The organism is Pantoea sp. sgz302252, assembly GCF_047713085.1.
Classification (GTDB): domain Bacteria; phylum Pseudomonadota; class Gammaproteobacteria; order Enterobacterales; family Enterobacteriaceae; genus Scandinavium.
Window position 1 is genome coordinate 71781 of the sequence record NZ_JBLFJW010000024.1, and the last position, 20944, is coordinate 92724.

Below are 20944 nucleotides of genomic sequence, written 5' to 3' on the forward strand. Positions count from 1 at the left end.
GGTTTGCTGTCACCGGAGCCGCCATGATCCTGCTTATCGATAACTATGATTCGTTTACCTGGAACCTCTACCAGTATTTTTGCGAGCTGGGAGCCGAGGTGGTTGTCAGGCGCAATGATGAGATCAGTCTCGATGAGATAGCGCAACTGGCACCCGCAAAAATCGTCATTTCGCCTGGCCCTTGTACGCCAGATGAATCCGGGATTTCGCTCGACGTGATCCGCCATTACGCTGGCAAACTGCCTATTCTGGGTGTTTGCCTCGGCCATCAGGCGATAGGCCAGGTTTTCGGCGCGACCATTGTTCGGGCTGCCAAAGTGATGCACGGCAAAACCTCCCCGATAACGCATAACGGCACCGGTGTCTTCAGCGGGTTGAATAATCCCCTCACGGTGACTCGTTACCATTCTCTGGTGATTGACCCGCCGACACTTCCTGCCTGTTTTGAGATAACCGCAAGCAGTGAAACCGGCGAGATCATGGGCATTCGCCACCACGAATGGGATCTCGAAGGCGTGCAATTCCACCCTGAAAGCATTCTTAGCGAGCAAGGGCATCAGCTGCTGGATAACTTCCTTAAGCGGTAAATGCGCTTGCCATGATGTGATTTTTTATGCATATTTCGTGATTATATTTTCATAATCATGCTGCGTAAGAGGTTTTGACATGGCGAGTGAACAAACGGCAATTACCCGAGCAACTTTTGACGAAGTGATCCTGCCCATTTACGCCCCGGCGGAGTTTATCCCGGTGAAAGGGAAAGGGAGCCGTATCTGGGATCAACAGGGCAAAGAGTATGTCGATTTTGCCGGTGGGATTGCCGTTACTGCGCTGGGCCACTGTCACCCCAGACTCGTCGAAACCCTGAAAAGCCAGGGCGAAACGTTGTGGCACACCAGCAACGTTTTCACCAACGAACCTGCGCTGCGTCTGGGGCGTAAGCTGGTGGCATCGACATTTGCTGAGCGTGTGGCGTTTATGAACTCCGGCACTGAAGCGAACGAAACCGCTTTTAAACTCGCTCGTCACTATGCCTGCGTGCGCCACAGCCCGTTCAAAACCAAAATCATCGCTTTCCATAACGCCTTCCATGGCCGCTCCCTGTTTACCGTGTCGGTTGGCGGGCAGCCGAAGTACTCTGACGGCTTTGGGCCAAAACCTGCGGATATCATTCATGTTCCGTTCAATGACTTGCATGCAGTGAAAGCGGTAATGGACGATCATACTTGCGCCGTGGTTGTTGAACCTATTCAGGGTGAAGGTGGTGTGACAGCGGCGACGCCTGAATTTCTGCAAGGCTTGCGTGAACTGTGCGACGAGCACAAGGCGTTGCTGGTGTTCGACGAAGTGCAGTGTGGCATGGGGCGTACCGGTTCGCTATTCGCGTATATGCACTACGGCGTGACGCCGGATATTTTGACCAGCGCTAAAGCCCTGGGCGGCGGTTTTCCTGTCAGCGCTATGCTGACCACGGAAGAGATTGCCAGCGCTTTCCACGTGGGATCACACGGGTCAACTTACGGCGGCAACCCATTGGCCTGTGCGGTAGCGGGCACAGCTTTCGACATTATCAACACCCCGGAAGTGCTGGAAGGGGTGAAGGCGAAGCGTGAGCAGTTCGTGAAGCACTTGCAGAAGATTGACGCTGAACTGGATGTATTCAGCGATATTCGCGGTATGGGCTTGCTGATTGGTGCCGAGCTTAAGCCTCAGTTCAAAGGGCGTGCGCGTGATTTCCTGCATGCAGCAGCCCATGAAGGTGTCATGGTGCTGAATGCCGGGACTGATGTGATGCGTTTCGCGCCGTCGCTGGTGGTTGAGAGCGCTGATATCGATGAAGGGATGAAGCGTTTTGCTGCAGCGGTCAGAAAGATTGTTGGCTGACGTTTCGCCCGGCGGCACTGCGTTTGCCGGGCCTACGAGATGTGCCCGTCTGTAGGCCTGTGCAAGCGAAGCGCCGCCAGGCAGAGTTTCTACGTCCGCCGTTTCAACCAAATCCCGTGATGTGGACGTTGACGCCAGGCCACCGAAGAAATGGTGTGCATGGTATTCAAATGGCCAAGTATCCGCTGTAAATGCTGTTCCATGGTGCTTAACGGGCCGTGGGACAGCGTATCCAGTGACTCCATAATATTGGCGTCTCCACTTCCACCTGCTTCGTCATACTCCAGACGCTGCTGACACCGTTGCAGCGCAATCTCACAAGATTCCAGATACCGTTGGGCCAGCGACTCCGTCAGCATGTTGTGCTCGCGGGCAAGCGTGGTCATGGCGTTAATATGCTCGACAATAAACTGGCTGTGAGTCACCCACAGTTTCATGTCGGCAAGATAGCGCGAGTTGAAGCCGGGTTCCTGCATCGCCTGATTAAGCGAGTTGAACAGTGCGTTATGAGCCTGATTCACACGCATGCGCTGATAGGCGAGGGTTGGCGCTTGCGGGTCATTACTCAGAATAAGACGTAAGGCATCCTGATCGGCCTCCAGCGCTTGCTGGGCATTTTTGCGCAGCAGGCCGCTTTGCCACTGCGGCCACAGCCAGACCATGCCGCCGAAGGCAATCAGACAGCCAATCAGGGTATCGGCGAGGCGTGCCACGATAAACTGATCGCCGTTGAGCGTTAGCAACTGAATGGTGTACACCGCCGTCACCGTAAAGCCCACCGTCGCCCAGCCGTAGCTTTTGCGGATCATCAGGTAGCTCACGAGGGTTATCACCAGCATCGCCGCCAGCGCATAGCCCTCCGGGGCATGAAAGTGCAGGGTGATGCCTGCGATGACCAACCCAGCCAACGTGCCTGCCGCCCGGTGAAAAATCCTCACCCGCGTTGCGCCATAGCCGTTTTGGGTGACCAGCAGCACGGTCATCAGGATCCAGTAAGGTTTGGGCAGATGCAGCGCCGTGCCCATCAGGCTGGCAATACTGAGCATCACGCTTATCCGCGCGGCACTGCGCAGGGCGGGCGATTTCAGCGAAAGATAGCTTTTTAGCGCCGCGAATACCGGCAAACGGCGTTCGTTATCGGCCATTAAATCGCGCGGATAGAGCGGGCGTTGCAGGCGCAGCACGCGTGCTATGCGGCTGAAATGCCAGACGCAGAATTGGCCGACCGGGTTATCCGGCTGCTGACGGGCGATTTTCTCCAGCGCGCCAATCTGCTTGTCCATCGAGAAACGCTGGGGAAAACGGTGGTAAAGAATATCATCGGCCATCACGCGCAGGCGCGTGGCGATGGTTTGAGCATTCCAGCGGATCACCGCTTCCGCATGGCTGCGCTCGACCAGCTTTTGGACTTCTGCCGGCTGGTGCAGGCTGACGGAGATGTGCTCCTGCAAATCAAGGCCCATCTGGAAGGAGCGCAGCAGGCGTTTGTAATCATGGTTCTTATTGGCCGCCAGCATGTGCAGCTGCTGGTAGCACTGGGTTATCAGGTCGACGGCTTTTTGCTGACGCGCCAGCAGGGGTGGCAAAGCTTTTTCTGGATCGGTGTGCTGGGTCAACAGGCTGTACTTGGCTTCGCAGTAATCCGCCAGTTGGCGATACAGCAGGCTCAGCGACTCCCGCAGCGGCTGTTCACGCCACATCCAGAACCAGAACCAGTTAAACAGGCCATACCAAAGCGTGCCGAGGGCATAAATCAGCAACGGCTCCCAGACTGGCATGTTGCCCGCAAGGCTCAGGGTAAAAATCGCGGCGATGAGAGACGCGGGAAGCAAACGCGCATGCAGAGAACTTATCTCGGCCGTCACGCCAAGCGTCATGGCGAGAACGGTCAGGATCAGCGGTAAGGGGAGGCTCTGCTCCAGCAGTAACTGAACCGCGAGGCTGCAGCCTGCAAACAGCGAACCGCCGATAATCAGGCGTTTGAAAAAGCGTTTGTGTGGCGTATCGAGACCGGCAATGTTGCAGCAGGCGGGAACTAACGAAAACAGCAATCCGTATTTGAGATACCCCAACACCAGACCGATAGCCACGGGGGTACAGAGCACCAGGGTTTGCCGCAGTGCATAGTTAATTTCCGGGTGATAAATTAGCCTGCGCCACATAGCGGTAGAGACAAAAATGGCGTATTGCGCGAACAATACGCCATTTAACGAGCTTAGCGGGTGCCGTAAACGACGATGGTCTTACCGTGGGCGGAGATCAGGTTCTGATCTTCCAGCATTTTCAGAATACGGCCAACGGTTTCACGGGAACAACCCACGATCTGCCCGATTTCCTGACGGGTAATTTTAATTTGCATACCGTCCGGGTGAGTCATGGCGTCAGGTTGTTTCGCCAGGTTCAGCAGCGTCTGCGCGATACGGCCGGTCACGTCGAGGAATGCAAGGTTGCCCACTTTCTCAGAAGTGACCTGCAGACGACGAGCCATCTGCGAGGAAAGGCGCATCAGAATATCTGGATTAACCTGGATAAGCTGACGGAATTTTTTGTAGGAAATTTCGGCCACTTCACAAGCGGTTTTTGCCCGAACCCAGGCACTACGCTCCTGACCTTCTTCGAAGAGACCAAGCTCACCAATGAAATCGCCCTGGTTGAGGTAAGAGAGGATCATCTCTTTCCCCTCTTCGTCCTTGATCAGTACAGCAACTGAGCCTTTCACGATGTAGTAAAGCGTTTCTGCTTTTTCACCCTGGTGAATCAGCGTGCTCTTCGATGGGTACTTATGAATGTGGCAATGAGACAAGAACCATTCAAGGGTAGGGTCTGTTTGCGGTTTGCCAAGCACCATGCGCGGTTATCCTCTGTTATAAGCTGTCTCCAGTGGCAGACACGATACTGCCGCTGGCTTTGCAATCGTATCCTTCCCTGTGCCTGGGAAGTCGGCTGTCGAATTATGCAGCAGCCTGTAATGTGGTGTCCTCTGCGTGCACACAGCACTTCACTGCATGACTGTAGCATCCCGACTGTTTTAGCATAGCTTTTGCTGCGTGTCTCCTGGTGTCTCGCTTCAGCATGACGCACATCTCCTTCCGTTGCGAGTTTTGTTATGTGCGCGTAATCTGAGAGGAAAATGGCAACTTCGGAGTTAAAAATTATGCAAGCACGTGTGAAATGGGTTGAGGGTTTAACCTTCCTGGGCGAGTCTGCTTCTGGCCACCAAATTTTGATGGACGGTAACTCTGGAGACAAAGCACCGAGCCCGATGGAAATGGTGCTGATGGCGGCTGGGGGTTGCAGCGCTATCGACGTGGTGTCGATTTTGCAGAAAGGGCGTCATGACGTGAAAGACTGCGAAGTGAAGCTCACCTCCGAGCGTCGTGAAGAAGCGCCACGTATGTTTACGCACATTAATCTGCACTTCATCGTGACGGGCAAAGATCTGAAAGAAGCGGCGGTCTCTCGCGCGGTGGATTTGTCAGCAGAAAAGTACTGCTCTGTGGCGCTGATGCTTGAGAAAGCCGCGAAGATCACCCATTCGTTTGAGGTGGTTGAGGCTTAAATGTGTGCGGCCTGATGCCCTCTCCCCAACCCTCTCCCACGGGGCGAGGGAGCAAACACTAAAAACCTTCTCGCAAGAGAAGGTTTTGCAGTTTACCTTCTGCTATCCATTAACCGCTCAACCAGCGGTGTCATGATCAACTCCATCGCCAGCCCCATTTTCCCTCCCGGCACAACCAGCGTGTTCATGTGTGAAATGAACGAACCTTGCAGCATCGCCAGCAGCCAGGGGAAATCGATGTCGCCCAGATTCTGGAAATGGATAACCACAAAGCTTTCATCCAGCGACGGAATGCCTTTAGCGGCAAACGGGTTAGAGGTGTCTACCGTGGGCACGCGCTGGAAGTTGATATGCGTGCGTGAGAACTGCGGCGTGATGAAGTTGATGTAATCCTCCATGGAACGAACCACGGAATCCATCACCGCTTCACGAGAATGCCCACGCTCACTGGTGTCACGCGTAAGCTTCTGAATCCATTCCAGGTTCACAATCGGGACTACGCCAACCAGCAAATCAACATGCTTTGCCACATCATGCTGAGGCGTCACTACGCCCCCGTGTAACCCTTCGTAGAACAGCACGTCGGTGGGTTCCGGCAGCGGTTGCCAGGGCGTGAAAGTGCCTGGCACCTGATTCCACGGCACGGCTTCATCATAGGTATGCAGATATTTGCGCGACTGCCCGCTGCCACTTTGGCCATAGGTGATAAACGTCTGTTCAAGCAAACCGAAGTCGTTGGCATCCGGGCCGAAATAACTGATATGGCGGCCCATGTCGCGTGCTTTACGGATTGCCATGTCCATTTCAGGGCGGGTGTAGCGATGAAAGCTGTCCCCTTCGACTTCGGCGGCGTTTAAATTGAGCTGAGCAAAGATCTTACGAAAGGCGAGGCTGGTGGTGGTGGTCCCCGCGCCGCTGGAGCCGGTCACGGCAATCACCGGGTATTTGGCAGACATAACGACTCCCTGGGTAAGCAGTGGTAATGAGTAGAGTCAGCCGCGAAATTGAGTGCGGGTCATCAGGTTGACGGTCTCGTGCAGTTCGGACCACACCAAAACGACTTCCCCGCTTTGCAATTGCTGTTTGACGTCGGCGACTTTATCTTCGAGCGAACGTTCATGTTCACCATAATCGGTGCCTTCGCGCAACACAAAGCTTTCTATCAGGTTTTCCAGCGTTTCGGGAGCCAGATCCTGCCAGGGAATGATCATGCGATAGCTCCAAGAAAACGGGTTAGCCAGTCTGGAATGCGTTTTTCCAGCCACATTTCGGGATGACGCAGCGTGCCGCCGACAAAGCCAACATGCCCGCCGTATTCGGTGAGCTGATACTGGATATTTTTCGGCAGCTCTTCCTGCGCGGGAATGGAGTGGTGATCCATAAAGGGATCGTCTTTGGCGTGAATAATCAGCGTCGGTTTGGTTATCTGGCTCAGTACAGGCATGGCGCTGCACTGGCGGTAATAGTCGATGGCATCGGCGAACCCGTGAATTTTCGACGTAATCAAATCGTCAAACTCGCGGATACGGCGAACGCTTTTCAAACGCTTAAGATCGACCGGCAGCGTGCCAGGATAAGCCTTCAGCTTGCGTGAGGCATTGGCCTTCAGCAGATTCAGCAGGTAGCGCTGATAAACACGGGAAAAGCCTTTGTCCATGTGGTAGCTGCAAGCTTCGAGCATAAACGGCGCGGAAACGATCACTGCGGCATCAAGCGGCGTCGCGTCGCCTTCTTTGGCCAGCAGGCAGCCGAGCATGTTGCCGCCCAGCGAGTAGCCGACCGCCGCCGTAGGCACTTCGCCAAATTCACGCTTCAGCCAGGAGAGGAACCAGGTGCCATCTTCGGTCTCACCGGAATGGTAAATACGATCGTTACGGTTCGGTTCGCCGCTGCAACCGCGAAAATGCATCACCACACCAAGCCAGCCGTGCTGTTGTGCCGCATGGATCAGGCCATGAGCATAAGGGCTGTAAAGGCTGCCTTCAAGGCCGTGAAACACGACCAGACGCGGTTTGTGACGCGCCTGATTCGGATTTTCACTCCAGGCCAGATCGACAAAATCACCATCCGGAAGTTCCAGGCGCTGCCAGTGCGGCGTGAACAGCACTTTGCGGCGGATCAGGCGCGGCAGCATGGTCTGCAGGTGGCAGTTGCGTACGCCTTTCATCGGCACAAAAGTGTCGTTCTCTTCGGGTGGGACTTCAAATTCTACAGGGGTGATCTGGGCCATACTGTTACGCTGTTGTGATGAAAATCCTGTCTACTATACCGCCACCTCAGTTTCATGCTTATGAAATCGAGGCGCGGTAGGCTTTTGTTGAACTTATTTAGTCTTCCTGGAGCATTTTTTCCAGTTGTTCATGGGCGTCCAGCCAGGCCATTTCGCACTCTTCCAGCCCGGATTTTGCGCTGGCCTGCTGTTGCAGGCACTCCGTCAGTTCTGCTTTACGAGCCTGATCATACAGTTCGCTGTCACTCAGTTTTTCTTCAGCGGCGGCGAGTTTTGCATTGAGTTTTTCCATCTCTTTTTCCAGACGGGCTATCTCTTTGCGCAGCGGCTGGGTCAGCGTGCGTAACTCTGCTTCGCGACGTTTCTGATCTTTTCGCGCCTGGGCGCTGTTGGCGTTGTCTTTTGGGGCTTCGTCAGGCTGGCTTTCCTGCTTCTGAATGTCAGTCAGCCACTGCTGATAATCTTCCAGATCGCCATCGAAAGGTTCCACTTTCGCATCATGCACCAGATAGAGGTCATCGGTAGTCGAACGCAGCAGGTGGCGGTCGTGCGACACCACGACCAGCGCGCCTTCAAACTCAATCAGTGCTTCGGTCAGGGCCTGACGCATGTCGAGATCCAGGTGGTTGGTCGGTTCATCGAGCAGCAGCAGGTTAGGGCGCTGCCAGACGATTAACGCCAGCACCAGACGGGCTTTCTCGCCTCCAGAGAAACGGCGAGTCTCTTCGCTCACTTTATCGCCCTGGAAACCAAAACCACCGAGGTAATCGCGCAGTTGCTGTTCCAGCACTTGCGGCGCCAGCCTGACCAGATGTTGAAGCGGTGACTCATCGGCGCGTAAAAATTCGAGCTGATGCTGGGCGAAGTAACCGAGCTTGATGCCTTTCGCCAGACCGATTTCACCGCTTTGCGGGGCCAGTTCACCAGCCAACAGTTTGATCAGCGTGGATTTACCCGCACCGTTTCGACCGAGTAAACCAATACGCGAACCCGGGACCAGGTTGAGTTTGATGGAGTCGAGAATGGTGCGGTCGCCGTAACCGGCACTGACCTTTTCCATCTTCAGCAGCGGATTGGGCAGGCTCTCTGGCTCGCGGAAGCTAAAGTGGAACGGGTTATCGACATGCGCCGGAGCAATCAGCTCCATACGTTCCAGCATTTTCACGCGGCTCTGGGCCTGTTTGGCTTTCGACGCTTTCGCTTTAAAGCGGTCAATAAAGCTCTGCAAATGTGCCACTTTCTGCTGCTGGCTTTCATACATCGACTGCTGCTGAGACAGGCGCGTCGCGCGCTGGATCTCAAAAGAAGAGTAATTGCCGGTGTACTCGAACATCGACTGCTGTTCGATATGAATAATTTTGCCCACCACCGGATCAAGGAAATCGCGGTCATGGGAAATCAGGATCAGCGTGCCCTGATAGCTCTTCAGCCACTTCTCCAGCCAGATAACGGCGTCAAGATCGAGGTGGTTAGTCGGTTCATCGAGCAGCAGCAGGTCGGAACGGCAAATCAGTGCCTGCGCAAGGTTGAGGCGCATACGCCAGCCACCCGAGAAATCACTGGTAGGGCGCTCCAATTGCTCATTGCTGAAACCCAGACCGTGCAGCAGGCTGGATGCGCGAGAACGGATGGTCCACGCATCGATAGCATCAAGCTTGCCATGCACTGTCGCGATAGCATGACCGTCGTTGCGCTCATTTGCGGCGTTCAGTTCTGCTTCAAGCTGGCGATATTCGCGGTCGCCATCAATAACATAGTCGAGCGCAGGCTGTGGCAGGGCAGGGGTTTCCTGATTCACCCACGCCAGTTGCCAGTTGCCCGGATAAGTGAAACTCCCGCCATCGGCGCTAATCTCGTTCTTTAATAGCGACAGCAGCGTGGATTTGCCGCAGCCGTTCTTTCCCACCAGACCGACTTTTTGCCCAGGGTTAATAGTGGCTGTGGCGTTGTCCAACAGGACACGCACGCCGCGACGAATTTGTAGCGAGGAGAAAACAATCATAAGGCGCCGTATGTTCTGACTATGTTAAATTGTCATTATGATAATGTAGTGTGGTGACGCATCGCGACACCGGGCGGCAATGGTAGCCCAAAACAACAACGCCAGACAAAAGTATTCAGGCGCAGGCATGAAATGAGGCCTGCCCATTGGCCGGGAGGGGAATGATGTCAGAGACAGCAAAAGTGTTGCTGCTGTATGCCCATCCGGAATCTCAGGACTCGGTGGCGAACCGGGTTTTGCTTAAGCCGGCACAACAGCTTGAAAATGTTACCGTGCGCGATTTGTACGCACACTATCCCGATTTCTTTATCGACATTCCACGCGAGCAAAAATTGTTGCAGGAGCACGATGTGATTGTGTTCCAGCATCCACTTTATACTTACAGCTGTCCTGCTCTTCTAAAAGAGTGGCTTGACCGTGTGCTGAGTCGTGGCTTTGCCAGTGGCCCGGGCGGAAACCAACTGGCGGGAAAGTACTGGCGAAGCGTCATCACCACCGGTGAGCCGGAGAGTGCTTATCGTCACGACTCCCTGAATCGCTATTCGATGAGCGATATTTTGCGGCCTTTTGAACTGACGTCCGCGATGTGTCGCATGCACTGGATGAATCCGATCATTGTTTACTGGGCTCGTCGCCAGCCTCCTGAAGAACTGGCCAGCCACGCCAGAGCTTATGGCGAATGGCTGGCAAACCCCATTGCTCCGGGAGGTCGCTGATGGAAGGATCGGATTTACTGCTGGCGGGCGTGCTGTTTCTCTTCGCGGCCGTTGCAGCAGTGCCTTTGGCATCGCGTTTGGGCATTGGCCCGGTGCTGGGGTATCTGCTGGCTGGCATTGCGATTGGCCCATGGGGCTTAGGGTTCATCAGCGATGTGGATGAAATTCTGCACTTCTCCGAATTAGGCGTCGTGTTCCTGATGTTTATCATCGGGCTGGAGCTGAATCCGTCGAAGCTCTGGCAACTGCGGCGTTCCATCTTTGGTGTGGGTGCTGCGCAGGTGCTGCTTAGCGCGGCAATCCTGACCGGTTTGTTAATGCTGACCAATTTCTCGTGGCAGGCGGCGGTGATCGGCGGTATTGGTCTGGCAATGTCATCCACGGCGATGGCACTGCAACTGATGCGCGAAAAAGGGATGAATCGCAATGAGGCCGGGCAGCTCGGCTTCTCGGTATTGCTGTTCCAGGATTTGGCGGTGATCCCCGCGCTGGCGCTGATACCGCTTCTGGCAGGATCGGGCGATGAGCATCCTGACTGGATCAAAATCGGCCTGAAAGTGTTGGCGTTTGCCGGAGTGCTGATTGGCGGGCGTTATTTGCTGCGTCCGGTTTTTCGCTTTATTGCCGGTTCCGGCGTGCGCGAAGTGTTTACTGCGGCCACGCTGTTGCTGGTGCTGGGCTCGGCGTTATTTATGGATGCGCTGGGCTTGTCGATGGCGCTCGGCACGTTTATCGCGGGTGTACTGCTGGCCGAAAGTGAATACCGGCATGAGCTCGAAATCGCCATTGAGCCGTTTAAAGGTTTACTGCTCGGGTTGTTCTTTATTTCCGTTGGCATGGCGCTGAACCTGGGCGTCCTCTACACCCATTTGCTGTGGGTTATTGGCAGCGTGATTATCCTGGTGGCGGTGAAATCGTTGGTGCTGTATGTCATTGCGCGGGTTTATGGTTTGCGAAGTTCAGAGCGCATGCAGTTTGCTGGCGTATTGAGTCAGGGCGGGGAGTTTGCGTTCGTGCTGTTTTCAACGGCCTCTTCGCAGCGCCTGTTCCAGCACGATCAAATGGCGTTGCTGCTGGTGACCGTCACGCTGTCGATGATGACCACGCCGCTGGTGATGAAAGTTGTCGATAAGCTGCTGTCTCGCCGTTTCAATGGCCCGGAAGAAGAAGACGAAGCGCCGTGGGTTGAAGATGATAAGCCGCAGGTTATTGTTATTGGCTTCGGGCGCTTTGGTCAGGTAATCGGGCGCTTGCTGATGGCCAATAAAATGCGGATAACCGTGCTTGAACGCGACATCAGCGCGGTGAACCTGATGCGTAAATATGGCTATAAGGTTTACTACGGTGACGCGACACAAATTGAGCTGCTGCGGTCCGCTGGTGCAGAAGAAGCGCAATCCATAGTCATCACCTGTAATGCGCCGGAAGACACCATGAAGCTGGTGGAAATCTGCCAACAGCATTTCCCTCATCTGCATATTCTTGCCCGTGCTCGCGGGCGTGTGGAAGCTCACGAACTACTGCAGGCAGGTGTGAAACAATTCTCGCGCGAGACGTTTTCCAGTGCGCTGGAATTGGGACGCAAGGCGCTAATTACGCTAGGGATGCATCCTCATCAGGCGCAGCGCGCGCAGCTTCATTTCCGTCGTCTGGATATGCGCATGTTGCGTGAGCTGATGCCTGTGCACACGGATACGCAGCAAATTTCTCGCGTGCGGGAAGCCCGACGCGAACTGGAAGAGATTTTCCAGCGTGAAATGCAACAAGAACGACGCCAGCTGGACGGCTGGGACGAATTTGAATAGAAGGTGAACAATGGCAATCCGTAAACGTTTTATCGCCGGGGCAACATGCCCGGCATGCCAGGCGCAGGATTCAATGGCGATGTGGCGTGAAAATAATGTCGATATTGTTGAGTGTGTTAAGTGCGGGCACCAGATGCGCGAGGCGGACAAACAAGCTCGTGAGCACGTCCGCAAAGATGAGCAAGTGATTGGCATTTTTCATCCCGAGTAGCGATCTCCGCTGTCTTTTTTTAAGCTAAGGGGTACACGGGTGCAGAATTCCGCTACAATCTGCGCCACTATTCTTCCCATGCTCAGGAGATATCATGAAAGTAGCAAAAGACCTGGTGGTCAGCCTGGCCTATCAGGTACGTACAGAAGACGGTGTGTTGGTTGATGAGTCTCCGGTAAGCGCGCCGCTCGACTACCTGCATGGTCACGGTTCCCTGATCTCTGGCCTTGAAAAAGCGCTGGAAGGTCACGAAACAGGCGACAAGTTTGACGTTGAGGTGGGCGCGAACGACGCTTACGGTCAGTATGATGAAAACCTGGTTCAGCGCGTACCGAAAGACGTCTTCATGGGCGTTGACGAGCTGCAGGTGGGTATGCGTTTCCTGGCTGAAACCGACCAGGGTCCGGTCCCGGTAGAAATCACCGAAGTGGAAGATGACCACGTCGTTGTTGATGGCAACCACATGCTGGCTGGTCAGAACCTGAAATTCCACGTTGAAGTTGTCGCGATGCGTGAAGCCACCGAAGAAGAACTGGCTCACGGCCACGTTCACGGTGCACACGACCATCACCACGATCACGACGGTTGCTGCGGCGGCCACGGTCACGATCATGGCGACCACGAGCACGGTAAAGGCGGTTGCGGTGGTAACGGCGGCTGCGGTTGCCACTAATGCGTTTTGCTTTTGGGCTTGCGCATTAAAGGAAAAAAGCGGGGAAACCCGCTTTTTTCACGCCTCAATAATGAGGGGGGGGCGTCTCTTCTGCCTGTGAGGCAATGTGGGAAGGCTGGCTGGCTTTCAGTTTTTCGACCATCAGACGCATATTGTCTCGCATCTTTGCCATTTCAATTTCGTGCGCGGTGACTGTCCGGTTGAGATCTTCAATGGTGATCTCCTGAAAGGCCAGTCGGCTTTCCAGCTCTTCCAGGCGCGCTTCGAGTGTTGTCTCGCTCATGAATCACCTCTTTAATCAATTCGCGCGGATTTTACGGGACTTTTCCCTGTTGTGCAGCCAATAACCCGAATGACGAAACTTATTTACACAAAAAGAGTCTGAAAAGATCCGAGATTACAGAGTGTCCATATATAGATTTCTTCTGTGACGCTTTATAGTAGACAACTCATTTACGTAAACCCCGGGGTGAGAAAGATGCCCCGTCCCTGGAGAGATGGATGAAATCACTGTTTAAAGTAACGCTTCTGGCGACAACGATGGCCGTTGCCCTGAATGCTCCACTGACCTTCGCTGCCGATGCTGCTGCCGCGAAAGCTGCTCCGGCGGCGGCTGATGCAGCTAAAGCTGCACCTGCTGGCCTGAACGCTGCATTCAAAAACGACGACCAGCAATCTGCCTATGCACTGGGTGCATCGCTGGGTCGTTACATGGAAAACTCCCTGAAAGAGCAGGAAAAGCTGGGCATCAAACTGGACAAAGCACAGTTGATCACCGGTGTTCAGGACGCGTTTGCTGATAAGAGCAAACTCTCTGATCAGGAAATTGAACAGACCCTGCAGGCATTCGAAACTCGCGTGAAAACCTCTGCTCAGCAGAAAATGGAAAAAGACGCGACGGATAACGAAGCGAAAGGCAAAGCCTTCCGTGACACCTTCGCCAAAGAGAAAGGCGTGAAAACCTCTTCGACTGGCCTGCTGTACAAAGTAGAGAAAGAAGGTACCGGCGATGCGCCGAAAGACAGCGACACTGTGGTCGTGAACTACAAAGGTACGCTGATTGACGGTAAAGAGTTTGATAACTCTTACACCCGTGGTGAGCCACTGTCCTTCCGTCTGGACGGCGTGATCCCAGGCTGGACTGAAGGCCTGAAAAACGTCAAGAAAGGCGGCAAAATCAAGCTGGTCATTCCACCAGACCTGGCTTACGGCAAAACGGGCGTTCCGGGTATCCCTGCTAACTCTACGCTGGTGTTTGACGTAGAGCTGCTGGATATCAAACCAGCACCGAAAGCGGATGCCGCGGCACCGGCTGCAGGCGACAAAGCGGCTGCTGGGTCCAGCAAGAAATAAGTGTGATGAAAACCGCCGTCCGTAAGGGCGGCGGTTTTTTATTGGGCGCAATAAAGTTTGTGTTGTCGCCCACGCACAGGCAACTTGATGTATGACGAGTATAATAAACACTGGAAAGTGCCTGAGGCGCGTATTACTTTAGATGCCTTATTTTTGATGATGATAATGAGCCTGCCCTGACAACCTAACGACAGGCTCCTGAAAAGGAGTGCTTTTTTTCATGTCCAGGTCGCTTTTAACCAACGAAACCAGTGAACTTGATTTGCTGGATCAACGTCCTTTTGACCAGACCGATTTCGACATTCTGAAATCTTACGAAGCGGTAGTGGACGGGTTAGCGATGCTCATTGGCTCCCATTGCGAAATCGTGCTGCACTCCCTGCAGGATCTCAAATGTTCCGCCATTCGTATTGCCAACGGTGAACACACAGGTCGTCAAATCGGCTCGCCGATAACCGACCTGGCGTTGCGTATGCTCCATGATATGACCGGGGCGGACAGCAGCGTATCCAAATGCTATTTCACTCGCGCCAAAAGCGGCGTGCTGATGAAGTCGGTGACGATTGCTATCCGTAACCGTGACCAGCGTGTGATTGGGCTGCTGTGCATCAACATGAACCTTGATGTGCCGTTCTCGCAAATCATGAGCACCTTTATTCCGCCTGAAACGCCTGAAGTGAACTCTCAGGTGAACTTTGCATCTTCTGTCGAAGACCTGGTGACCCAGACGCTGGAATTCACCATCGAAGAGGTCAACGCCGATCGTAACGTTTCCAACAACGCCAAAAATCGTCAGATCGTCCTTAACCTTTATGAAAAAGGGATCTTCGATATCAAAGACGCAATCAACCAGGTGGCCGATCGTCTCAACATCTCCAAACACACCGTTTACCTCTATATTCGCCAGTTTAAGAGCGGCGATTTCCAGGGGCAGGAAAAGTAATGCGTTTTGCCCTGATGGTTACGGGGCCTGCGTATGGCACCCAACAGGCCAGCAGTGCCCTGCAATTTGCGCAGGCGGTGCTGGCTGAAGGGCATGAGCTCTCCAGTATCTTCTTCTACCGTGAAGGTGTGTATAACGCCAACCAGTTGAGCGCGCCGGCCAGTGATGAATTTGATCTGGTCCGTGCGTGGCAGACACTGCATGAGCAGCAGGGTGTAGCGCTTCACATTTGTGTCGCTGCGGCATTGCGCCGTGGCGTGACGGATGAAACCGAAGCCAAACAGCTTGGGTTAGCGGGGGCCAACCTTCAACCCGGTTTCAACTTGAGTGGATTAGGCGCGCTGGCTGAAGCCTCGTTAACCTGCGACAGAATGGTGCAGTTCTGATGAAACGTGTGGCTTTTGTGTTTTCGACCGCTCCGCACGGAAGTGCTTCCGGCAGGGAAGGGCTTGATGCGCTGCTCGCAACTTCAGCATTGACGGAAGACATTGGCGTGTTTTTTATCGGTGACGGGGTTTTCCAGCTTCTCAGTGATCAAAAACCTGCGACTATTCTGGCCCGAGATTATCTGCCTGCTTTTAAATTGATGGCGCTGTATGACATCGAAGAGAGTTGGGTATGCGGTGCTTCGCTGCGCGAGCGCGGGCTGAGCTCACCTTCCTTTATTATCGAACCTGAGATTCTGGAGCCAATAGCGTTGCGCCAGAAGCTTGAGGGATACGATGTGATTTTACGTTTCTGAGGTGACGATGCTGCACACGCTAAGCCACTCTCCCTGGCAGCATGATATCAGTGCCTTTCTGCGACTCACGGCCGAAGGGGATGATTTACTGCTGCTCTCCGACGGGGTGATTGCGGCGCTGGAAGGCAGCCGCTTCCTTGATCTTCTTAATGAAGCCCCCATAACCCTGTATGCGCTGCAGGAAGACATTGACGCTCGTGGCCTTGGTGGTCAAATTTCGAGCAGTGTCGTCAGGGTTAGCTATACTGACTTCGTCAGACTAGCGGTCAAACACGACGGGCAACTTGCCTGGTAGTGCAGAGATCGTTGTATATTTCTTGACACCTTTTCGGCGTGGCCCTAAAATTTCGCGTCCTCATATTATATGAGGCGATTTATTACGTGTTTACGAAGCAAAAGCTAAAACCAGGAGCTATTTAATGGCAACAGTTAATCAGCTGGTTCGCAAACCACGCTCACGCAAAGTTGCAAAAAGCAACGTGCCTGCGCTGGAAGCCTGCCCGCAGAAACGTGGCGTATGTACTCGTGTATATACCACCACTCCTAAGAAACCGAACTCCGCACTGCGTAAAGTTTGCCGTGTGCGTCTGACTAACGGTTTCGAAGTCACCTCCTACATCGGCGGTGAAGGTCACAACCTGCAGGAGCACTCCGTGATCCTGATCCGTGGCGGTCGTGTTAAAGACCTCCCGGGTGTTCGTTACCACACCGTTCGTGGTGCGCTTGACTGCTCCGGCGTTAAAGACCGTAAGCAAGCTCGCTCCAAGTATGGCGTGAAGCGTCCTAAGGCTTAATGGATTCCGTTAAGTAAGGCCAAACGTTTTAAATTAATGTCAATCTAAACTCTTTGAGTTTTGGACAATCCTGAATTAACAACGGAGTATTCCCATGCCACGTCGTCGCGTCATTGGTCAGCGTAAAATTCTGCCGGATCCTAAGTTCGGATCAGAGCTGCTGGCTAAATTTGTCAATATCCTGATGGTAGATGGTAAAAAATCTACTGCTGAAGCAATCGTATACAGCGCGCTGGAGACCCTGGCTCAGCGTTCTGGTAAAAATGAACTGGAAGCATTCGAAGTCGCTCTGGACAATGTTCGTCCGACTGTCGAAGTTAAGTCCCGCCGTGTAGGTGGTTCTACTTATCAGGTTCCAGTTGAAGTCCGTCCGGTTCGTCGTAATGCCCTGGCAATGCGTTGGATCGTTGAAGCTGCTCGTAAACGCGGTGATAAATCTATGGCCCTGCGTCTGGCGAACGAACTCACTGACGCTGCAGACAACAAAGGTACTGCAGTTAAGAAACGTGAAGACGTTCACCGTATGGCAGAAGCCAACAAGGCGTTCGCTCACTACCGTTGGTAATCCCTTCGGCGTGTTAGTCACCAGGCGGGCGCTTCAGGTAAGCCGCCCGCTCTGGGTTACTTAATCTGAACGTCTATAGAAACAAACGAGGAATCAAATGGCTCGTACAACACCCATCGCACGCTACCGTAACATCGGTATCAGTGCGCACATCGACGCCGGTAAAACCACGACTACCGAACGTATTCTGTTCTACACCGGTGTAAACCACAAAATCGGTGAAGTTCATGACGGCGCCGCAACCATGGACTGGATGGAGCAGGAGCAGGAGCGTGGTATCACCATTACCTCCGCAGCAACGACTGCATTCTGGTCTGGTATGGCGAAGCAGTATGAACCGCATCGCGTAAACATCATCGACACCCCGGGCCACGTTGACTTCACCATCGAAGTAGAACGTTCCATGCGTGTTCTTGACGGTGCGGTAATGGTTTACTGCGCAGTTGGTGGTGTTCAGCCACAGTCTGAAACCGTATGGCGTCAGGCTAACAAATACAAAGTTCCACGCATCGCGTTCGTTAACAAAATGGACCGTATGGGTGCTAACTTCCTGAAAGTTGTTGGTCAGATCAAATCCCGTCTGGGCGCGAACCCTGTTCCGCTGCAGCTGGCGATTGGTGCTGAAGAAGGTTTCACCGGTGTTATCGACCTGGTGAAAATGAAAGCCATCAACTGGAACGATGCTGATCAGGGCGTGACCTTCGAATACGAAGATATCCCAGCTGATATGCAGGACCTGGCTGACGAATGGCACCAGAACCTGATCGAATCCGCTGCGGAAGCGTCTGAAGAGCTGATGGAAAAATACCTGGGCGGCGAAGAGCTGACTGAGGAAGAAATCAAGAAAGCTCTGCGTCAGCGCGTGCTGAACAACGAAATCATTCTGGTAACCTGTGGTTCTGCGTTCAAGAACAAAGGTGTTCAGGCGATGCTGGATGCGGTAATCGATTACCTGCCAGCACCTACTGACGTTCCTGCGATCAACGGTATGCTGGATGACGGTAAAGACACGCCATCTGAGCGTCACGCTAGCGATGAAGAGCCGTTTGCTGCTCTGGCATTCAAAATTGCTACCGACCCGTTTGTAGGTAACCTGACCTTCTTCCGCGTTTACTCTGGTGTGGTTAACTCCGGTGATACCGTATATAACCCGGTGAAATCCGCTCGTGAGCGTTTTGGTCGTATCGTTCAGATGCATGCTAACAAACGTGAAGAGATCAAAGAAGTTCGCGCGGGCGACATTGCAGCAGCAATCGGCCTGAAAGACGTGACTACAGGTGACACCATCTGTGACCCAGACCACGTGATCATTCTGGAGCGTATGGAATTCCCTGAGCCGGTAATTTCTATCGCTGTAGAACCGAAAACCAAAGCTGACCAGGAAAAAATGGGTCTGGCTCTGGGTCGTCTGGCGAAAGAAGATCCGTCATTCCGCGTATGGACTGACGAAGAGTCTAACCAGACCATCATCGCCGGTATGGGTGAACTGCACCTCGACATCATCGTTGACCGTATGAAGCGTGAATTCAACGTTGAAGCGAACGTCGGTAAACCTCAGGTTGCTTACCGTGAAGCGATTCGCGCGAAAGTTACCGATATCGAAGGTAAACACGCCAAGCAGTCTGGTGGTCGCGGCCAGTACGGTCATGTTGTTATCGACATGTACCCGCTGGAGCCGGGCTCAAATCCGAAAGGTTATGAGTTCATCAACGACATCAAAGGTGGTGTAATTCCTGGCGAATACATCCCTGCCGTTGATAAAGGTATCCAGGAGCAGCTGAAGGCCGGTCCTCTGGCTGGTTACCCGGTAGTTGATCTCGGCGTGCGTCTGCACTTCGGTTCTTACCATGACGTTGACTCCTCTGAACTGGCGTTTAAACTGGCTGCTTCTATCGCCTTCAAAGATGGCTTTAAGAAAGCGAAACCCGTTCTGCTTGAGCCTATCATGAAGGTTGAAGTAGAGACTCCGGAAGAGAACACCGGTGACGTTATCGGTGACTTGAGCCGTCGCCGCGGTATGCTGCGTGGTCAGGAATCTGATGTGACTGGCGTTAAGATCCACGCGGAAGTTCCGCTGTCTGAAATGTTCGGATATGCCACTCAGCTGCGTTCTCTGACCAAAGGTCGTGCATCATACACTATGGAATTCCTGAAGTATGATGATGCGCCGAACAACGTTGCTCAGGCCGTTATCGAAGCTCGTGGCAAATAAGCCATAGTTAAAAACTAATGTCCCGTGCTCTCTCCAGAAGGGGAGAGCACTATAGTAAGGAATATAGCCGTGTCTAAAGAAAAATTTGAACGTACAAAACCGCACGTTAACGTTGGTACTATCGGCCACGTTGACCATGGTAAAACTACCCTGACCGCTGCGATCACTACCGTACTGGCTAAAACCTACGGTGGTTCTGCTCGTGCATTCGACCAGATCGATAACGCACCAGAAGAAAAAGCTCGTGGTATCACCATCAACACCTCTCACGTTGAATATGACACCCCGTCCCGCCACTACGCACACGTAGACTGCCCGGGCCACGCCGACTATGTTAAAAACATGATCACCGGTGCGGCTCAGATGGATGGCGCGATCCTGGTTGTTGCTGCGACTGACGGCCCTATGCCTCAGACTCGTGAGCACATCCTGCTGGGTCGCCAGGTAGGCGTTCCGTTCATCATCGTGTTCCTGAACAAATGCGACATGGTTGATGACGAAGAGCTGCTGGAACTGGTAGAAATGGAAGTTCGTGAACTTCTGTCTCAGTACGATTTCCCAGGTGACGACACTCCGATCGTTCGTGGTTCTGCGCTGAAAGCGCTGGAAGGCGAAGCAGAGTGGGAAGCGAAAATCATCGAACTGGCTGGCTTCCTGGATTCTTACATCCCGGAACCAGAGCGTGCGATTGACAAGCCGTTCCTGCTGCCAATCGAAGACGTATTCTCCATCTCCGGCCGTGGTACTGTAGTTACCGGTCGTGTAGAGCGCGGTATCGTTAAAGTTGGCGAAGAAGTAGAAATCGTGGGTATCAAAGAAACCGCGAAAACGACCTGTACTGGCGTTGAAATGTTCCGCAAACTGCTGGACGAAGGCCGTGCTGGTGAGAACGTTGGTGTTCTGCTGCGTGGTATCAAACGTGAAGAAATCGAACGTGGTCAGGTACTGGCGAAGCCAGGCTCAATCAAGCCACACACCAAGTTCGAATCTGAAGTGTACATCCTGTCCAAAGACGAAGGCGGCCGTCATACTCCGTTCTTCAAAGGCTACCGTCCACAGTTCTACTTCCGTACAACTGACGTGACCGGTACCATCGAACTGCCAGAAGGCGTAGAGATGGTCATGCCAGGCGACAACATCAAAATGGTTGTTACCCTGATCCACCCAATCGCGATGGATGACGGTCTGCGTTTCGCAATCCGTGAAGGCGGCCGTACCGTTGGCGCGGGCGTTGTTGCTAAAGTTATCAGCTAAT

Annotated in this window: 23 protein-coding genes; 16 read left to right on the forward strand and 7 right to left on the reverse strand. The window is 53.5% G+C overall.

Translation table 11 applies throughout. The features are described 5' to 3' along the window. Positions 1-23 precede the first annotated feature (23 nt). Complete coding sequence (gene pabA, locus ACLW56_RS17540; protein ID WP_330985022.1) at positions 24-587, forward strand: aminodeoxychorismate synthase component 2; 564 nt, start codon at positions 24-26, stop codon at positions 585-587. A 79-nt stretch (positions 588-666) separates the two neighbouring features. After that, positions 667-1884 (forward strand): bifunctional acetylornithine/succinyldiaminopimelate transaminase, encoded by a 1218-nt coding sequence (argD, locus tag ACLW56_RS17545; protein WP_330985023.1) that lies wholly within the window; start codon positions 667-669, stop codon positions 1882-1884. Between the two features lie 89 nt (positions 1885-1973). On the opposite strand, the gene ACLW56_RS17550 is transcribed toward argD, so the two are convergent. After that, positions 1974-4046, reverse strand: a complete 2073-nt coding sequence (locus tag ACLW56_RS17550) for a YccS/YhfK family putative transporter (RefSeq protein WP_330985024.1) — start codon at positions 4044-4046, stop codon at positions 1974-1976. A 53-nt stretch (positions 4047-4099) separates the two neighbouring features. Beyond that, positions 4100-4732 (reverse strand): cAMP-activated global transcriptional regulator CRP, encoded by a 633-nt coding sequence (gene crp / locus ACLW56_RS17555; protein WP_000242758.1) that lies wholly within the window; start codon positions 4730-4732, stop codon positions 4100-4102. A gap of 306 nt (positions 4733-5038) precedes the next feature. Between crp and ACLW56_RS17560 the strand changes: the two genes are divergently transcribed. Beyond that, a complete protein-coding gene (locus ACLW56_RS17560) occupies positions 5039-5443 on the forward strand; it encodes an OsmC family protein (protein WP_330985025.1) in 405 nt (134 codons plus the stop codon). Between the two features lie 92 nt (positions 5444-5535). Here ACLW56_RS17560 and ACLW56_RS17565 read toward each other — a convergent pair whose 3' ends face one another. From ACLW56_RS17565 to ACLW56_RS17580, 4 genes are all read right to left on the reverse strand, one after another. After that, positions 5536-6399: a phosphoribulokinase gene (locus tag ACLW56_RS17565; protein ID WP_330985026.1), complete on the reverse strand. Its 864-nt coding sequence runs from the start codon at positions 6397-6399 to the stop codon at positions 5536-5538. 36 nt (positions 6400-6435) lie between these two features. Continuing rightward, positions 6436-6654 (reverse strand): YheU family protein, encoded by a 219-nt coding sequence (locus tag ACLW56_RS17570; RefSeq protein WP_330985027.1) that lies wholly within the window; start codon positions 6652-6654, stop codon positions 6436-6438. Beyond that, a complete protein-coding gene (locus ACLW56_RS17575; RefSeq protein WP_330985028.1) occupies positions 6651-7673 on the reverse strand; it encodes a hydrolase in 1023 nt (340 codons plus the stop codon). Before ACLW56_RS17575 ends, ACLW56_RS17570 begins: the two co-directional genes overlap by 4 nt. A 97-nt stretch (positions 7674-7770) precedes the next feature. Beyond that, complete coding sequence (locus ACLW56_RS17580; RefSeq protein ID WP_330985029.1) at positions 7771-9675, reverse strand: ABC transporter ATP-binding protein; 1905 nt, start codon at positions 9673-9675, stop codon at positions 7771-7773. 164 nt (positions 9676-9839) lie between these two features. Between ACLW56_RS17580 and kefG the strand changes: the two genes are divergently transcribed. The 4 genes from kefG to slyD all read left to right on the forward strand — a co-directional run bounded on the left by kefG (position 9840) and on the right by slyD (position 13080). Further along, a complete protein-coding gene (gene kefG, locus ACLW56_RS17585) occupies positions 9840-10391 on the forward strand; it encodes a glutathione-regulated potassium-efflux system ancillary protein KefG (RefSeq protein WP_330985030.1) in 552 nt (183 codons plus the stop codon). Then, entirely contained in the window at positions 10391-12196 is a 1806-nt protein-coding gene (gene kefB / locus ACLW56_RS17590) for a glutathione-regulated potassium-efflux system protein KefB (protein WP_330985031.1), read from the forward strand. Before kefG ends, kefB begins: the two co-directional genes overlap by 1 nt. 10 nt (positions 12197-12206) lie before the next feature. Then, positions 12207-12407 (forward strand): YheV family putative zinc ribbon protein, encoded by a 201-nt coding sequence (locus ACLW56_RS17595; RefSeq protein WP_330985032.1) that lies wholly within the window; start codon positions 12207-12209, stop codon positions 12405-12407. 94 nt (positions 12408-12501) lie between these two features. Then, the gene (slyD, locus tag ACLW56_RS17600; RefSeq protein ID WP_330985033.1) at positions 12502-13080 is read left to right on the forward strand and encodes a peptidylprolyl isomerase; all 579 of its coding nucleotides are present in this window, start codon (positions 12502-12504) and stop codon (positions 13078-13080) included. 64 nt (positions 13081-13144) lie between these two features. Here the strand turns inward: slyD and ACLW56_RS17605 are convergent, their stop codons facing one another. Next, the gene (locus ACLW56_RS17605) at positions 13145-13363 is read right to left on the reverse strand and encodes a protein SlyX (RefSeq protein ID WP_330985034.1); all 219 of its coding nucleotides are present in this window, start codon (positions 13361-13363) and stop codon (positions 13145-13147) included. 218 nt (positions 13364-13581) lie between these two features. Between ACLW56_RS17605 and fkpA the strand changes: the two genes are divergently transcribed. From fkpA to tuf, 9 genes are all read left to right on the forward strand, one after another. Beyond that, the gene (gene fkpA, locus ACLW56_RS17610; protein WP_330985035.1) at positions 13582-14433 is read left to right on the forward strand and encodes an FKBP-type peptidyl-prolyl cis-trans isomerase; all 852 of its coding nucleotides are present in this window, start codon (positions 13582-13584) and stop codon (positions 14431-14433) included. Positions 14434-14653: 220 nt separating this feature from the next. Further along, entirely contained in the window at positions 14654-15376 is a 723-nt protein-coding gene (locus tag ACLW56_RS17615) for a transcriptional regulator (RefSeq protein WP_330985036.1), read from the forward strand. Beyond that, on the forward strand, positions 15376-15762 hold the full coding sequence (tusD, locus tag ACLW56_RS17620; RefSeq protein WP_330985037.1) for a sulfurtransferase complex subunit TusD: 387 nt from the start codon (positions 15376-15378) through the stop codon (positions 15760-15762). Before ACLW56_RS17615 ends, tusD begins: the two co-directional genes overlap by 1 nt. After that, positions 15762-16118 (forward strand): sulfurtransferase complex subunit TusC, encoded by a 357-nt coding sequence (gene tusC / locus ACLW56_RS17625; RefSeq protein WP_330985038.1) that lies wholly within the window; start codon positions 15762-15764, stop codon positions 16116-16118. The genes tusD and tusC overlap by 1 nt, the downstream gene beginning before the upstream one ends. Before the next feature lie 7 nt (positions 16119-16125). Beyond that, positions 16126-16413: a sulfurtransferase complex subunit TusB gene (gene tusB / locus ACLW56_RS17630; protein ID WP_330985039.1), complete on the forward strand. Its 288-nt coding sequence runs from the start codon at positions 16126-16128 to the stop codon at positions 16411-16413. Between the two features lie 124 nt (positions 16414-16537). Then, positions 16538-16912, forward strand: coding sequence for a 30S ribosomal protein S12 (gene rpsL, locus ACLW56_RS17635; protein ID WP_002436309.1), 375 nt, complete (start codon positions 16538-16540; stop codon positions 16910-16912). A 94-nt stretch (positions 16913-17006) separates the two neighbouring features. Continuing rightward, positions 17007-17477, forward strand: a complete 471-nt coding sequence (gene rpsG / locus ACLW56_RS17640; protein ID WP_008807044.1) for a 30S ribosomal protein S7 — start codon at positions 17007-17009, stop codon at positions 17475-17477. 97 nt (positions 17478-17574) lie between these two features. Continuing rightward, a complete protein-coding gene (fusA, locus tag ACLW56_RS17645; RefSeq protein WP_330985040.1) occupies positions 17575-19689 on the forward strand; it encodes an elongation factor G in 2115 nt (704 codons plus the stop codon). Between the two features lie 69 nt (positions 19690-19758). Next, complete coding sequence (tuf, locus tag ACLW56_RS17650) at positions 19759-20943, forward strand: elongation factor Tu (protein WP_330985041.1); 1185 nt, start codon at positions 19759-19761, stop codon at positions 20941-20943. Position 20944 lies beyond the last annotated feature (1 nt).

Excerpts from the sequence above, each read along its gene's own strand:
- pabA (WP_330985022.1), top strand. The coding sequence starts at position 24 with ATGATCCTGCTTATCGATAACTATGATTCGTTTACCTGGAACCTCTAC.
- argD (WP_330985023.1), top strand. The coding sequence starts at position 667 with ATGGCGAGTGAACAAACGGCAATTACCCGAGCAACTTTTGACGAAGTG.
- ACLW56_RS17550 (WP_330985024.1), bottom strand. The coding sequence starts at position 4,046 with ATGTGGCGCAGGCTAATTTATCACCCGGAAATTAACTATGCACTGCGG.
- crp (WP_000242758.1), bottom strand. The coding sequence starts at position 4,732 with ATGGTGCTTGGCAAACCGCAAACAGACCCTACCCTTGAATGGTTCTTG.
- ACLW56_RS17560 (WP_330985025.1), top strand. The coding sequence starts at position 5,039 with ATGCAAGCACGTGTGAAATGGGTTGAGGGTTTAACCTTCCTGGGCGAG.
- ACLW56_RS17565 (WP_330985026.1), bottom strand. The coding sequence starts at position 6,399 with ATGTCTGCCAAATACCCGGTGATTGCCGTGACCGGCTCCAGCGGCGCG.
- ACLW56_RS17570 (WP_330985027.1), bottom strand. The coding sequence starts at position 6,654 with ATGATCATTCCCTGGCAGGATCTGGCTCCCGAAACGCTGGAAAACCTG.
- ACLW56_RS17575 (WP_330985028.1), bottom strand. The coding sequence starts at position 7,673 with ATGGCCCAGATCACCCCTGTAGAATTTGAAGTCCCACCCGAAGAGAAC.
- ACLW56_RS17580 (WP_330985029.1), bottom strand. The coding sequence starts at position 9,675 with ATGATTGTTTTCTCCTCGCTACAAATTCGTCGCGGCGTGCGTGTCCTG.
- kefG (WP_330985030.1), top strand. The coding sequence starts at position 9,840 with ATGTCAGAGACAGCAAAAGTGTTGCTGCTGTATGCCCATCCGGAATCT.
- kefB (WP_330985031.1), top strand. The coding sequence starts at position 10,391 with ATGGAAGGATCGGATTTACTGCTGGCGGGCGTGCTGTTTCTCTTCGCG.
- ACLW56_RS17595 (WP_330985032.1), top strand. The coding sequence starts at position 12,207 with ATGGCAATCCGTAAACGTTTTATCGCCGGGGCAACATGCCCGGCATGC.
- slyD (WP_330985033.1), top strand. The coding sequence starts at position 12,502 with ATGAAAGTAGCAAAAGACCTGGTGGTCAGCCTGGCCTATCAGGTACGT.
- ACLW56_RS17605 (WP_330985034.1), bottom strand. The coding sequence starts at position 13,363 with ATGAGCGAGACAACACTCGAAGCGCGCCTGGAAGAGCTGGAAAGCCGA.
- fkpA (WP_330985035.1), top strand. The coding sequence starts at position 13,582 with ATGAAATCACTGTTTAAAGTAACGCTTCTGGCGACAACGATGGCCGTT.
- ACLW56_RS17615 (WP_330985036.1), top strand. The coding sequence starts at position 14,654 with ATGTCCAGGTCGCTTTTAACCAACGAAACCAGTGAACTTGATTTGCTG.
- tusD (WP_330985037.1), top strand. The coding sequence starts at position 15,376 with ATGCGTTTTGCCCTGATGGTTACGGGGCCTGCGTATGGCACCCAACAG.
- tusC (WP_330985038.1), top strand. The coding sequence starts at position 15,762 with ATGAAACGTGTGGCTTTTGTGTTTTCGACCGCTCCGCACGGAAGTGCT.
- tusB (WP_330985039.1), top strand. The coding sequence starts at position 16,126 with ATGCTGCACACGCTAAGCCACTCTCCCTGGCAGCATGATATCAGTGCC.
- rpsL (WP_002436309.1), top strand. The coding sequence starts at position 16,538 with ATGGCAACAGTTAATCAGCTGGTTCGCAAACCACGCTCACGCAAAGTT.
- rpsG (WP_008807044.1), top strand. The coding sequence starts at position 17,007 with ATGCCACGTCGTCGCGTCATTGGTCAGCGTAAAATTCTGCCGGATCCT.
- fusA (WP_330985040.1), top strand. The coding sequence starts at position 17,575 with ATGGCTCGTACAACACCCATCGCACGCTACCGTAACATCGGTATCAGT.